This is a genomic window from Streptomyces sp. NPDC006283 (genome assembly GCF_040613325.1).
GTDB lineage: Bacteria > Actinomycetota > Actinomycetes > Streptomycetales > Streptomycetaceae > Streptomyces.
In genome coordinates this window covers 1-12581 of the sequence record NZ_JBEXRZ010000212.1, presented here as the reverse complement: position 1 = coordinate 12581, position 12581 = coordinate 1, and the positions used below count along the sequence as shown (strand labels likewise).

Here is a 12581-nt window from a genome sequence, read left to right as displayed (position 1 = left end):
CGTTCTGTAGCCCTTCTCCGCGGCAACCGCGTCGCTTGCCGCGTGGGCGCGGAAGCGGCGCTTCTTCAGCATCGCGAGCGCCGCCTCACGCACGGTGGCCGACAGGTGTATCGACCCTGCCGACGAACTCGGCGAAACCCCCGACCTTCCCATGCCCTACTGGGGTTGGGGAAGCCTTCCGGACCAGTACGCACGCCGCTGGGAGGGAGACGACGGCGAGTCCCCCATGCCGAAACGCCCGGCCCGCGGACTCAGCGACCTGCCGCCGTTCCTGCCCTGGTGGGGCGAACACCACCGAGGATGAGCACCCACGGGCCGCCGCGAAGAGGTGCTGCCTGATGAGTACAAGCCTGGATGCCGGAAGATTCCGGGCCTGCGGCGCGGAAGAGAAATGAGGGACAGCGCGGTCGTCATGAACCAAGAAGAAGGAGAGGGAGAGGGCACTTCAGGGCCGCCGTCGATCTTCGTCGTGCTCCCGGACGGCCAAGAAGTCCGGGCACGCCTGCACGCCCGGCGACAAGAGAAAGACGGCTGGCGATACCAGGTCGGAATCCAGCTGTGGCAGGGCGCTGCGAACGGCGATGTAGGGGCTGCCGAGCAACGTGCCTGGGTAAGCCCCGCGCAGGCCCGCCCCATACCTGGCGTGTCCTACCGGGATGTCCCCACCTACCGCCCGTCCCCGGCAGGCGGACCGCCACAAAAGAGCCGGCCCGCCTGGACACTCCTCCACGTCATCGGGTGCACCCCCAGCGACCAGACCCTCAACCAGGAACAGGCACTCGCCGCGCTCAGCCAGCCCCGCGCGGCAGCCTGCACAGAATGCGACGCCGCCCGATCCCTCACCCCAGAACAGCCATCCGCCCCCCTGGCGCCCCGCACCCACGCCGGAGAACTCCGGAGCAAAGCGTCCAGAAGGGCTGTGCGTGGGGGTGGGTGGGACTTGAATCCCACGAAACCGACAGATTTTGAGTCTCTGACCGGCTGAGCTACTACCCCACCAGCGTTGAGTGGAACGTGCGATCGGTCCTGGTGTCCAAGGGGCCTGCGAGCTGGGCGCTGTTCGCTCAGAACAGCCCCAGGCCCTCACTCCTGGTGTCCGCGATCATTGGCCGGGACCAGGTGGGGAGGCCGTCCAGGCGGTCGGGTCCGGCTTCGGCGGCCACGGCGGGGGCGGTCTCGGCCAGCCAGACGCGGAACTGTTCGGCGGCTTCACGGTAGGGGACTTGCGCCAGGACACGGTGCTCGCCGGAGGAACAGAAATCAACGGCGACAGTAAGCAGGCAGGAACGGGGCGCGTTCTGACTGCCCGTCCAGGACACGCGCAGCACACCGCAGGGTTTACGCCCGCGGGAGCCACGGTGCGTCGGGCGTAGTGATCGGCAGGCTATGTAGGCGGTCCAGGCGGCGAGGTGTGGCAGCGGCAGGGTGGTGCGGGCGCGGCAGCCGGGGCAGCGGTGCCAGTGGCGGAGCCAGTCGGCCGTGTGGGTGTGAAAGAGACGTGTGTAGTGGTCGGCCACGCGGATGTTGTTGCTGTACAGGTGGTCGGGTCGTTCCTGCGTGTTGCAGGAGTGGCAGACGGGGGTGCGGACGTAGCCGTGTTCGTGGCAGTGGTCGAGGACCGCTGCGGGTGCGGTGCCGCAGACAGCACACGCCCACCCAGCCACCTTGCGGGAAATACCCGGTTTCCTGCTGAGTGCCGAGTACACGTGGCCTTTCAGTTCCCCGTTGTAGGGGCACAGTGGGGCGGTTGGGCAGTCGGGGCTCTTCGTCTGCCGGCCGCCAGCGGCTCGGGCCTGTCCGTGGCGGGAGGGCGGCTCGGTGACGGCTACGCTTCCCTGCCGTGCGGCTTGCAGCCACAGTGTTTCGGTGTGCTCGGCCGCGTCCAGCAACCTGACCACGGCGCGCGGCAGCCACCATGTCCGCGCCGTCCGGTCGCGGGTTTGCTCCACGAGCATCCGTCGCCAGTCGATCCCCGCCAGATGGTACGGCCCGTCGCCTTCACCTCGTGCTGCCCGCTCGGGGCCGCCCGGCTCCTGCAGCACCCGGGTGATCCGCTGGCGCCACCGCAGCAGCATTCCCTCCATGTACTCCTGCTGCGGCGGGCCACCAAACGGACCGATACGGCCCAGGTCCTGACGGCCCATCTCCACCGCGTTCAGTTCCGCTGCCGCCCGGCGCACCTCAATCTCCGGAACACCCCACAGACCGCCCCGTGCCTGCACCGTCGCCACCACACGGCCGCCGAGCAGGACATACCCCACCCGGTCGGCAGGAGAGCAGGTCAACGCCGCAGAAGACGTCGACACAGCGCTGCGGGCCGTCAAGCCGGCCCACAGAGCATCCGCAACGTCCAGAGTGATCAGGCCGCCCCCGCAACCCGGCATAACACGCTCCGACATACCACCAGGCTAACGGCCCACCCCAGCCCAGCAGCTGCTGGCCACGCTCACCCAGTCACCGCGTCCCTGCACGCCGAGGTCGATGCCGGCTTCCTTGGCCAGGGTGCGCATGGCGCTCTCGTGGCCGGCGTACAGCTCGGGGTGGTCGCTGTTCTGCACGTCCTGGGCGACGTCGCCTGGGGGCCGAGTCTGCCAGTTCTTGAGGTCGAGCAAGCCCTTGTTGCCGCCGCGGCCCAGGAAGAAGGAGGTGGCTGCGAACTCGGGGTTCATGATCTGGGCGCGTGTTCCCCACTTCTGTGAGGGCCACTGCTGGAAGAGGCCGACCGAGTCCCGGTCGCCGTGGTCGAGGTTCGGCACCGGCGTCATCGTTAAGCACCAAGGCCACAAGTGCGCGCTCTGCCACCACCTGCCCAACGCCCATGAAGGCGAGACGGGGTGCAGGTGCGGCTGCCGGAAGTTGTGAAGCAGGACAAGGGGCGGTCGGTGTCCGCGATCCCGACGGCGACGAGTCCAAGAGGCGCCGGCACTGACTGATACGAGTGAGCACGATGGCTATGCCGCTGCGATCTTGACCGCCCAGTTGTAGACGCCCTCGGCTGAGATCAATCCGACGACACGCCGAGAACCGGGGTGCGAGGGCGGGCTCGGCCCGCCCGACATACGACTCCCCCCGCTGAAGCGGCTGCCCTAGAGCTCTGGAGCCGCGTACCGTGAAACGGCGAGACGCCCCACTGGAGGAGACGATGAGCGCCCAGCCCGAGCACACCGCGCCCGCGCAGCTTCCGGCCCCGGCCGCCGCTGCCGAACTGCTTGCCCGGATCCGTTCCGACCGCCGCGCGCCGCAGTGGGTTCCGGCATTCGAACGGGACTGGGCGGCCGCTCTGGAGGACTCACGCCACAGCTACAGCCTCGCCCCGCTCCATGACGTCGTGCGCACCTGGCAGGCCCGTCTTGCCTCCGCCCCCGCCGTCGACGTATTTCTCACTGCGGGCAGAGACGACTCCGACGGCATCTCCCTGGACGACGTGTTCGGAGGCCGGCAGTGAGCGTGCCGGCCTGGCCTGCCCGCCTCTCCCCGAACGCGGCCAAGGCGCTTGCCGCGCTTCCCGCCCACGCAAGCGAAATGCTCCGTGACGTCATCGACATCGCCGCCCGCGACCCGTGGTCATTCCCGGCCTGGGACAGTCGCGACCCCGAAGGCGAGGACGTCCGTTCCGCGTCCGTCGGCCAGCTCAGCACGGTCTAGGAGGTACTGGCCACGCCGTCTTCGCCGGTGCCGGGCGCGGACGGCGCGGGCGGGGATGCCGACGGGGCGTCGCCGCGGGCTGATGAAGGCCGAAGCGGAGCTGGATGTGACGGTGATGTCGCCGGAGTCGGGCGGTCATCGGGTTGTTCGCGACCTCGGGGGCGGCGATGCCCTGCAAGGAAGTGCACCAGCACCTGGGGCTGGGGACCGAACCTCGGCATGTCGAAGGGATACGTTCGAAGCTGAAGCGGCTGGTGGAGCGCGGGATCCTGGCCGAGCCGTCGTCCGGACTGTTCAAGGTCGACGGCAAGGAGCAGGGGTGGTGAGCGTGGTGGAGTCGGCCGACGGTGCGCTGGCGGCCTGTGAGGACGCCTTCGCCGCCTCGGCGGTGCTGTTCGCCGCAGTCACCACGGAGTTGGCGGCCCCGGAGACGGCGGCGTTGACGTACTCGCAGCTAGACGAGTCATTCCGATGTGATCAGTGGTCGTAGGCGATCAGGGATCGTGCGACCGGCTGTCCGGTCTTGTGGTTGTGCCAGATCGCCGCGGCCAGCGCGAGGACGCGCTGGGCGACGCGGACGGCGACGCCCTCGAAGGTCCGGCCGCCGTGCTGTTCCAGGTCGAGCTGGCCCTTGAGGGTGTCGTTGACCGACTCGATCAGCTGCCGCACCGACTTCAGGAGGCTCTCGCCCTGGCGCTTCTTCTCTCGCTTGAACGAAGGACGGAGCAACTCCGCGCCCCGGAAGACCAGGTCGGCCTCGAACTCCTTGGAGGCGAAGCCCTTGTCCGAGATCACCAGAAGCTCCGGCCGGTCCGTGACCGTCTCCGGTTCGCGGTCGAGCATCGCGGTCAGCACCTCGCGCTCGTCGATCTTCGGGTTCGCCAGGGCCCACAGGATCGGCATGCCGGTCGGAGTGCATACCAGGAACAGGCGCAGGCCCCAGAAGAACCGGGAGTGCGAGGCGCAGTACCCGTATCCGGCCCAGCCGACCATGTCCGACCGCTTCACTGTCGGACGCGAGCGGCCGCACTCCACCGGCGTGGAGTCGACGATCCAGTGGTTGTCGAACCAGAAGTCCGTATCCCTCGCCAGCAGCCGTATCGTCTTCTTGACCAGCGGCAACGCTGCCCGCAGTCGCTTGTTCCAGCCCGGCTGCTTCGGCACGTACGGGAACATCGCGCCCAACCGGGAGTCCACGAACCGCAGCCAGCGTGATTCCGAAGTGAAGCCCAGCAGAGCCTGCGCGACGGCAAGGGTGACCAGCTCGGAATCCGAAAGCCGCGGCGGCCGCCCCAGCCATCGGGTACCTCCGATCCCGTCGTCGATCTTCACGTACAGTGCGGTGAGCAGGGCGTCCAGGTTGTTCGTCACACAACGATCTTGGACGCCCTGTCTGCGTTCTCGAACACACCGTCAGCATTCGGAATGACTCGTCTAGAGGACCTGCTGGGGACGGGGACGCGCGAGTTCAGCGGCAGCATTTTCAGGACCACCTGACACTGCGGGCCGGCAACGAGGTGCGCCCGGAGGAAGTCGTGGACGCCGTCGGCGTCGAGCGGACCCGGATCGAACGGGGCCGGCGCCGGATGCTGGCCACGGTGTTTGGCAAGGTCACGGTGCCCCGGATCGCCTATCGCGGCACCAGAGTGGCGGATCTGCACCCGGCCGACGCGGTGCTGAACCCGCCAGACGGAATGCACTCGCACGAGCTGGCCAGGCTCGCCGCGATCGAGTCCTCCCGCGGCCGCTTCGCCGACGCCTGTGAGCGGATCAACGCCGTCACCGGTGCCGGAGTCGGGCACCGGCAGGTCCAGGAGCTCGCCGTCGACGCCGCGGCCAGACATCGACGCCTTCTACGACGCCCTCGTGCGGCCCCCTGCACCGACGACACTCCGCTGACCTTGTCGGTGGACGGCAAAGGCATGGTGATAAAAGCCCGAAGCGCCGCGCGCGGACACCGCCAAAGCTGCCGAGGGCGGCAACATGATGAAGACCCGGCTGGCGGCCGGGGAGAAACGCGGCAGGAAGCGGATGGCCACTCGGGGGGCTGCCTACGACGCCGAGCCCGTGCCGCGCAGGCCCCCGAGCGCCGCCCCGGCCCGAAGGCCAAGGTGAAGTGGCTGTGCGGCTCGGTGAACGACACAGCCGCCGAGGTGGTGGCCACAGTGTTCGACAAGGTCGAGCACCGCGACCCCGGGCACCGTCGTTGCTGGATCGTCCTTGTCGACGGGGCCCACTATCAGATCGACTCCATCAAGACCGAAGCACAGCAGCGCGGCGCGGACATCCACATCATCGTCGACGTGATCCACGTGCTCGAATATCTGTGGCGAGCGGCCTGGTGCCTGCACAGCTCCGGCACCGGCGACGCCTCCGCCGAAGCATGGGTCGCCCGCCACGCCCGCACCTCCTGACCGGCGGAGTACAGCAGACCGTCGCCGCGCTCGAGGCGGCCGCCCCCACGCCGCCAGACTGCACGGCGCCAAGCGGAAGGGCATAGACGAGGCCGTGCTCAAGCTGCGCGCCGTCCGCGCCAACGGCGACTTCGACACCTACTGGACCTGGCACGAACAGCAGGAGTTCATCTGCACCCACCAGGCACGCTACCGCGACCAGCTCATACTCACCTGTCCGTCCCTGATCCTGACGTTGATGGCATCCCGGGCAGAACCGGACAGACACGGTCGAGCGGCCGGTTCTGCCATTCGGCCATCCCTTCCATCACCTTGGCTGTGATCGTGGAGATGGTCTGCCTGGACACCCCGGCGCCATACACCTCGGCGAGATGAGCCGATATCCCGCCGTGAGTATGGCCCTTCGCGGACAGGGAGAGCACCATTTCGTCCACGCCGGACAGGCGGCGCTGCCGTTTCCCCTCGAACGGGCCGACGTCGGTCAGCACGGTTTCCGCACGCGTTCCGTTGCGGCTGTTGCCGTTGTTCTTCCCGGCCGGATCGTGCTTCTCGTAGCCGACATGGCCGGTGATCCCACCCTCCAGGGCCGACTCCAGCACCCACTTGGTCAGCTGCGGGCCCGGCCGGTCAGCATCACGACGAGCTGTTCGTCCGACACGGCCGACGGCACCGCACCACTGGCCGGCTCACCGACGGACTCGTGCTCGATCGTCATCTCGCTCACTCGGCACATTCAACAGGCCACCGCCGCCAAGGAGAAAATGGGCAAGGAGGGCAAGAGGACCAGGTCTTGGCCTCGGTCACCGAGATGGCCGCGCCTGGCTGCTGGCGCCCGCCGCATACCGAGCGTGTCGTCATGCTGCCGAGCGGGACAGTGATTATGTTTCCAGCATGATCGCCAGTTCAGTCATCACGACGCCTCCTCTGATCACGCCGACCAAGCAAAAGCCGCGAGTGCTGTACGAAGCCTGCCCTCTCTGCTCCGCCCCGGAGATCTCCACGCTTCGGACGGGGAACTGCTCACAACATCCGCTGTACAAACCGGTGGTTGAGCCGATCATGACGTGGATGCGCTGCGCCGCTTGCGGACATGTCTTCACTGACGGCTACTTCTCGGATGAGGTGTGCGCGGAGGTCTTCTCCTCGACCAACCCGAACCAGGGGCCGGGCGCCTCGTTCGAGCAGAACCGGTACACATCGGCGCGTATCGTGGAGCGGGTGGCACGGTACGTTCCGGAGGGCCGCTGGCTGGATGTCGGCTTCGGCAACGGATCGCTGCTGTTCACGGCGCAGGAGTGGGGCTTTGAGCCCGAGGGGCTTGATCTGCGGCCCTCGACCGCCGAGGGAATGCGCCAGCTCGGGGTCGAGGCCCGCTGCGCCGACCTGACAACGCTCGAGGAGTCAGGCCGCTACTCCGTCATCAGCATGGCAGACGTACTGGAGCACATGCCCTACCCCGGTAAGGGCCTGGCCGCCGCGCACCGGTTGCTGCGAGAGGACGGAGTGATCTTCGCGTCGATGCCCCACTACGACTGTGCCGCCTGGCGGCTGCTCGACGCGGGCAACGTCAACCCCTACTGGGGAGAACTGGAGCACTTCCACAACTTCAGCCGCCAGCGCCTCTGCGACTTCCTGGACCAACACGGTTTCAAACCCCTGAACTACTCGGTCAGCGAGCGCTACCGCGTGTGCATGGAGGTGATCGCGCGCCGCGTCTGAGCGTGCTGCGGCCATGGGGTCTGACACGAAAATGGAGTGGACGATGTAGGTCAGCCCACCGTGATGGGTTCGAAGCGGACGGTCAGTCCGAGGCTGTTGGCTTCCTTGGTCATGCGGCGCATGGCGCGTTCGGGATCGCGTTTGGTGAAGTACTCGGCGCCGAGGTCGCGGTAGGGGGCCTTGCGCGCAGGACATGCCAGATGGCGATGGCGAGTTTGTGCATGACGGCGACGAGGGCTCGCTTGCCGCCTCTGCGGGCGGAGATGCGGCGGAAGAACGCGGCGAGGTAGGACGTCTTGTCCCTGATCGCGGCCATGGCGGCTGTTCCGAGCGGTGAAGGACGTGCCGTCCGCGCAGGTCTCAGCGATCTGTGCGTCGATGACCCGCACTTTCACGGTGCCGATCACCGACAGGTAGGAGCCGTCGACGAGGAGGGTGAGGACCGGCGTGCGCCGGTTGCTGCGGAGCCGGCCCAGGATCTGGGCGCCGGTGTCGGTGACTGCCGCGAGGAAGGCGTTGCTGTCGAATCCCTTGTCCCACAGCACCAGCATGTCCGGCCGCAGCAGAGCAGCAGCCGGCCGGCGTAGCTCGTCTCACCCTCGGCGGTGGGGCCGAACACGGCGCCGGCCAAGGCCCGGGTGCCGGTCTCAATCAGAGTCATCAACTCCAGCGTCGGATAGCCATGATGCGAAGTCCTGCCCAGCCAGGCCCGGTTCCGCTCGGAATCGGGGACTCGCAGCGAACTGCAGCCGTCGAACGACACCGTCCGGTACGCACCGAAACGCACTCCTGGCGTCGTCGGCCGGGCCAGCAACCCGGCCAGCACCTCGAACAACGCCCGCACCGGCGCGCTGCCGATCCGCCGGCGCAGGTCACGCAACGCCTTCGCCGACGGACAGACCACCGGCATCCCGGACAGACCCGCGGTCAGCTTGTCCCAGACCAGCCGGTAGCCGACCTCGGGGAACAGGCACATCGCCAGCAGGAAGTAGACCCCAACCCGCGACGGAAGATCACGCAGACGCCGCTGTACCGCCCTCGTCTCCGCAAGGACCGCGTCCACGAGCTCGAACGGCACGACGGCAGTCAACTCGCCCAGATGCCCGGGAGCGAACCGGCCCGCGGCCACGGTGACCGTACGGGTGATAGTCGTCAGCGCAGACGGCAGGACACAATGACGGGGCAACGGAGCTCCTTCGGGACAAGCTGCCTTGGTCGACTGCCTGTACCAACGAGCTCCGTTGCCCTGCGCCGAGAATCCTTCAACTCCCTTGCGTGACCTGCGAAAACGCTAACTACCAGGCCTTGGGTCAAGCCTCCTACAACCTGCTGCGGACCGCCGGTGCGCCGCTGACTCGCCCTTCCATGCCAGGGCCACCATTGCCACCCTCCGCGGCCATCTCGCTCAGGTCCCGGCCCGGATCGCGCGATCCGCGCAACGGATCACCCTGCCCCCGCCACACAACTGGCCCTGGCAGCAAGCCTGGACACATCTCTTCGACACCGTTCACGATCCACCCGCACCGGCCTGATCCCCCTGACCACTCGCCCGCCAGGGCTCGACTGGGACCGAACTCGTGGAAAACCTGGGCAAACCAGCAGAAAAAACCTGCCCATCCACAACCGCCGACCGAAACCAGCTCACAAGCCGACCGAAACCAGCTCACAAAACGATCAAGAGATCACCTTCGGAGCACGTCGGTGGGATCGAGGCTAAGCGCTATGTGGAATGCCCTGCGGGGCCCTGTGTCTTCACTGCCGAAGGGCAGCTGCCCAATCGTCAAGATTTTTCTGGACGCGCCCTTTATCAGGATTGCCAGAAAGGGCTCGATTTCCCGCCGAGAGAGCTTCCTCATACCTTCCAATAGCCCCCAGGCACGAGGACAGATAATCCCAGGGTGCCCAGGAGTAATCAATATCATGCAAGGGGCCCAAAGGCGGGCGCTTGCGTGCTTGAGTTGCGGCACTAAAGAACGGGCTGGCCAATTCGTAATTCTTCTGATTGAAGTGAGCCACACCAGCAGCCATCCATGCCTCAGGACGGACTGGGGTAATGTGAATTGCCTTTAGTGCGACTTCCACTGCCTCGCCATTTCGGTCCAGGGCGATCAGGGATTGCGCAAGGCTGAATAGTGAAAAATAAGAAAGAAATGAAGGGGAGCATGCTGTAATCCCCGCTGGACAGCTACAAGCTGATCGTTCCGTCTCTAGTGCTTCTAGCGCTTCGCGATAGGCCGCAATAGCCTCGCCATGCCAGCCCTTAACTTGAAACTCGCTTGCCCTGTGGTAAAGGAGTCGAATCGATCTGTCGCCGGCTGTATAGGCCTTTTCGATAATTCTTAGATTGCGTCCAGGGTCACGATAAGCCTTCGCGGCCGGTGGCCGATGCTCGACGATCAAGGTGGGCTCTGCTCGAACTCGAGCTGACGGGATGCCCCTCATGTCCACGGACTCATGAATGGTTCCAGACCAGCGCAGATTTGCCGCGCGCCGCAGCATTCTCTCACGTACCGAGCTCTCCATGCAGCCGCCGTCTTCGTTAAACCTGAGATGATAGGGAGTTGCTACAACGTCTACGTCATCTCCCAGCCCTGCGATGATGCGAGAAAATTCTTGCTGCGAGGATACAGGGATTCGGTCGTCGGCGTCCAGCCAGACAATCCAATCACCCGTACATGCTTCAAGGCTGATGTTGCGGGCTTCCGAGAAATCATCCGTCCATGGCGTATGGATTACCTTTGCCCCAGCCTCGACGGCAATCTCTGAAGTCCCATCGCTGCTCCCCGTGTCGACAATAATCATTTCGTCGCAAAATGACCTTGCGTCTCCCAGGATGCGGGGCAGCGTCTCCGCTTCATCCTTTACGATCATTGATAGCGATACATGCGGCATGGGAAGAATTTATGTCGCGCAGATCCTTGAAGTCAATGACCGATGACAGGCGCTCCGGGATGCACGGCGGGCCGCTGGGCGAGTTTGGCACGTACGAACGCGCAGGCATGGGCGACCGCACCACCTGCCGGCAGCAGGGGCTTGGGGTCTTCGTTCCAGTTCTTGACCCATGCGCGGATGTCGGCTTCGAGGGCCTGGACGTTCTTGTGTGTGCCGCGGCGGATCTTCTGGTCGGCCAGGAAGCCGAACCACCGCTCGACCTGGTTGATCCAGGAGGAGCCGGTCGGGGTGAAGTGCATGTGGAACCGTGGGTGTTTGGCCAGCCAGGTCCTGATCGCGGGGGTCTTGTGGGTGCCGTAGTTGTCGCAGATCAGGTGGATCTGGAGATGCGCGGGAACTTCTTTCTCGATCCTGATCAGGAACTTCTTGAACTCGGCGGCCCGGTGCCGGCGGTGCAGGGCGGTGATGACCTCGCCGGTGGCGACATCGAACGCGGCGAACAAGGTGGTCAGGCCGTTGCGAACGTAGTCGTGGGTACGCCGTTCAGGCATGCCGGGCATTATCGGCAGGACCGGCTGGGACCGGTCCAAGGCCTGGATCTGCGACTTCTCGTCCACGCAGAGCCCACAGCGCCCTCGGGTGGGTTGAAGTACAGGCCGACGACGTCGTAGACCTTCTCCACGAACAACGGGTCCGTCGACAGCTTGAATGTGTCGGCCAAGTGCGGCTTGAGCTGGAACTTCCGCCAGATCCGTCCGACGGTGGACTTGGACAGGCCGCTGTGGTCGGCCATCGATTTCCGCGACCAGTGGGTGGCGTTCCTCGGGAGTTGCTCCAGTGTTGTGACCACGACGGCTTCCACCTGATCGACACTGATGGTGGACGGCCGGCCCGGCCGGGGCTCGTCGACGAGGCCGTCCAGGCGGTCGGCGAGGAACCGCCGCCGCCATTTGCGGACCGTGTCGGCAGTCACCCGCAGGTCCCGGGCGACCGCGACGATCGGTGGCACCTCCGGACCTGCACACGCCAGCACAATCCGTGCACGCAGAGCCAGGGCCTGGGCCGATGTGGCCCGGCGCGACCACCGCTCCAACGTCGCGTGCGAAAGACGATCCGTTCGCCTTCTCCTTCTCCGGGCTGAAGACGGCCGCGGCCCGCTGGGCGGAGCAGCATCGCCTGCGGGGCAACGAGATTCCGCTGGCGGATGGCGCGGCCTCCCTTCGGGAGGCGGTCGCCGACGTGCTCACCAGAAAGGCGCTGGCCGCCTGCCGAGAGTACGGGGTCGGAACGCTCGTCGTGGTGGGCGGAGTCGCCGCGAACTCCCGTGTGCGCGCCCTGGCCGACAAGCGGTGCGCCGCGGCCGGGATCACCTTGCGCGTCCCGCCGTTGAGGCTCTGCACCGACAACGGCGCCATGATTGCCGCGATCGGCGACCTCCTCGTCTGCGCCGGCGCCGATCCCGCCCCGCTGGACGTCTCGATCGACCCGTCAGCACCGCTGGAGTACGCGGCACTGCACCCGGTGGCCGCGGCTGCTGGCTTTCGGGCGGCGTGATGGCCGTAAGCGTCCGGATCATCAGAGACGAGCAGTTGCTGTCCTACGCCGCCGGGATTCGCGCCGTATATGTGAGCGCGTTCACCACGCCTCCGTGGGACGAAGAAGAATCCGTGGCGGATGCCTATCTGGAGCGGGTCGTCGAGGATTTGACGAGACCGGGCTTCGCGGCCGCACTCGCGCTGGACGGAGCTACGGTCCAGGGCTTTTGCACCGCCTGGCGCACTCCCGCCGCGTTGCCCGAGGACCGTTGTTACCCGCAGGTTGCACGACCGTTTTGAGGGTGACCAGGACCCGCCGTTCGGCGCGCCCGCGGTGAAGCTGCCCGGCAGCTTCGGTGGCTGATGCCGTGGCGGG

General features: G+C 66.5%; 12 protein-coding genes and 4 pseudogenes. 9 read left to right on the top strand and 7 right to left on the bottom strand.

The genetic code is table 11. The features are described 5' to 3' along the window. Positions 1 to 391 precede the first annotated feature (391 nt). Positions 392 to 985, top strand: a complete 594-nt coding sequence (locus tag ABZ070_RS30010) for a DUF6233 domain-containing protein (protein ID WP_356638490.1) — start codon at positions 392 to 394, stop codon at positions 983 to 985. A 79-nt stretch (positions 986 to 1064) separates the two neighbouring features. Here ABZ070_RS30010 and ABZ070_RS30005 read toward each other — a convergent pair whose 3' ends face one another. Together ABZ070_RS30005 and ABZ070_RS30000 are read right to left on the bottom strand one after the other, a co-directional pair. Further along, on the bottom strand, positions 1065 to 2399 hold the full coding sequence (locus tag ABZ070_RS30005) for an endonuclease domain-containing protein (RefSeq protein WP_356638489.1): 1335 nt from the start codon (positions 2397 to 2399) through the stop codon (positions 1065 to 1067). Between the two features lie 9 nt (positions 2400 to 2408). Further along, positions 2409 to 2756, bottom strand: coding sequence for a hypothetical protein (locus ABZ070_RS30000; protein ID WP_356638488.1), 348 nt, complete (start codon positions 2754 to 2756; stop codon positions 2409 to 2411). 386 nt (positions 2757 to 3142) lie between these two features. Between ABZ070_RS30000 and ABZ070_RS29995 the strand changes: the two genes are divergently transcribed. The 4 genes from ABZ070_RS29995 (at position 3143) to ABZ070_RS29980 (ending at position 4135) form a co-directional block, all read left to right on the top strand. Next, positions 3143 to 3445: a DUF6247 family protein gene (locus ABZ070_RS29995; protein ID WP_356638487.1), complete on the top strand. Its 303-nt coding sequence runs from the start codon at positions 3143 to 3145 to the stop codon at positions 3443 to 3445. Next, positions 3442 to 3645: a hypothetical protein gene (locus ABZ070_RS29990; RefSeq protein ID WP_356638486.1), complete on the top strand. Its 204-nt coding sequence runs from the start codon at positions 3442 to 3444 to the stop codon at positions 3643 to 3645. The genes ABZ070_RS29995 and ABZ070_RS29990 overlap by 4 nt, the downstream gene beginning before the upstream one ends. 167 nt (positions 3646 to 3812) lie before the next feature. Beyond that, complete coding sequence (locus ABZ070_RS29985) at positions 3813 to 3971, top strand: hypothetical protein (protein ID WP_356638485.1); 159 nt, start codon at positions 3813 to 3815, stop codon at positions 3969 to 3971. Further along, on the top strand, positions 3968 to 4135 hold the full coding sequence (locus tag ABZ070_RS29980) for a hypothetical protein (protein ID WP_356638484.1): 168 nt from the start codon (positions 3968 to 3970) through the stop codon (positions 4133 to 4135). The genes ABZ070_RS29985 and ABZ070_RS29980 overlap by 4 nt, the downstream gene beginning before the upstream one ends. Here ABZ070_RS29980 and ABZ070_RS29975 read toward each other — a convergent pair. Continuing rightward, on the bottom strand, positions 4123 to 5016 hold the full coding sequence (locus ABZ070_RS29975) for an IS982 family transposase (protein ID WP_356638483.1): 894 nt from the start codon (positions 5014 to 5016) through the stop codon (positions 4123 to 4125). The genes ABZ070_RS29980 and ABZ070_RS29975 overlap by 13 nt on opposite strands. A 164-nt stretch (positions 5017 to 5180) precedes the next feature. On the opposite strand from ABZ070_RS29975, the gene ABZ070_RS29970 reads away from it, so the two are divergent. Beyond that, the gene (locus ABZ070_RS29970; RefSeq protein ID WP_356638482.1) at positions 5181 to 6059 is read left to right on the top strand and encodes a hypothetical protein; all 879 of its coding nucleotides are present in this window, start codon (positions 5181 to 5183) and stop codon (positions 6057 to 6059) included. Positions 6060 to 6266: 207 nt separating this feature from the next. On the opposite strand, the pseudogene ABZ070_RS29965 reads toward ABZ070_RS29970, so the two are convergent. Then, positions 6267 to 6693 (bottom strand): annotated as a pseudogene (locus ABZ070_RS29965) (transposase); the annotation flags it as partial. Positions 6694 to 7127: 434 nt separating this feature from the next. On the opposite strand from ABZ070_RS29965, the gene ABZ070_RS29960 reads away from it, so the two are divergent. Further along, positions 7128 to 7778, top strand: a complete 651-nt coding sequence (locus ABZ070_RS29960; protein ID WP_356638481.1) for a class I SAM-dependent methyltransferase — start codon at positions 7128 to 7130, stop codon at positions 7776 to 7778. A gap of 344 nt (positions 7779 to 8122) precedes the next feature. Here ABZ070_RS29960 and ABZ070_RS29955 read toward each other — a convergent pair. The 3 genes and pseudogenes from ABZ070_RS29955 to ABZ070_RS29945 all read right to left on the bottom strand — a co-directional run. Beyond that, a pseudogene (locus tag ABZ070_RS29955) lies at positions 8123 to 8946 on the bottom strand (transposase domain-containing protein); the annotation flags it as partial. Between the two features lie 584 nt (positions 8947 to 9530). Next, the gene (locus tag ABZ070_RS29950) at positions 9531 to 10670 is read right to left on the bottom strand and encodes a glycosyltransferase (protein ID WP_356638480.1); all 1140 of its coding nucleotides are present in this window, start codon (positions 10668 to 10670) and stop codon (positions 9531 to 9533) included. A 131-nt stretch (positions 10671 to 10801) separates the two neighbouring features. Next, positions 10802 to 11763: pseudogene (locus ABZ070_RS29945) on the bottom strand (IS630 family transposase); the annotation flags it as partial. Positions 11764 to 11771: 8 nt separating this feature from the next. On the opposite strand from ABZ070_RS29945, the pseudogene ABZ070_RS29940 reads away from it, so the two are divergent. After that, positions 11772 to 12224: pseudogene (locus ABZ070_RS29940) on the top strand (tRNA (adenosine(37)-N6)-threonylcarbamoyltransferase complex transferase subunit TsaD); the annotation flags it as partial. Then, positions 12224 to 12505, top strand: coding sequence for a hypothetical protein (locus tag ABZ070_RS29935; RefSeq protein ID WP_356638479.1), 282 nt, complete (start codon positions 12224 to 12226; stop codon positions 12503 to 12505). The pseudogene ABZ070_RS29940 and the gene ABZ070_RS29935, both read left to right, overlap by 1 nt. Positions 12506 to 12581 lie beyond the last annotated feature (76 nt).

Bases quoted from the DNA above. Each gene is read 5' to 3' on its own strand.
- ABZ070_RS30010 (WP_356638490.1), top strand. From the start codon at position 392: ATGAGGGACAGCGCGGTCGTCATGAACCAAGAAGAAGGAGAGGGAGAG.
- ABZ070_RS30005 (WP_356638489.1), bottom strand. From the start codon at position 2,399: ATGTCGGAGCGTGTTATGCCGGGTTGCGGGGGCGGCCTGATCACTCTG.
- ABZ070_RS29995 (WP_356638487.1), top strand. From the start codon at position 3,143: ATGAGCGCCCAGCCCGAGCACACCGCGCCCGCGCAGCTTCCGGCCCCG.
- ABZ070_RS29985 (WP_356638485.1), top strand. From the start codon at position 3,813: ATGCCCTGCAAGGAAGTGCACCAGCACCTGGGGCTGGGGACCGAACCT.
- ABZ070_RS29960 (WP_356638481.1), top strand. From the start codon at position 7,128: ATGCGCTGCGCCGCTTGCGGACATGTCTTCACTGACGGCTACTTCTCG.
- ABZ070_RS29950 (WP_356638480.1), bottom strand. From the start codon at position 10,670: ATGCCGCATGTATCGCTATCAATGATCGTAAAGGATGAAGCGGAGACG.
- ABZ070_RS29935 (WP_356638479.1), top strand. From the start codon at position 12,224: ATGGCCGTAAGCGTCCGGATCATCAGAGACGAGCAGTTGCTGTCCTAC.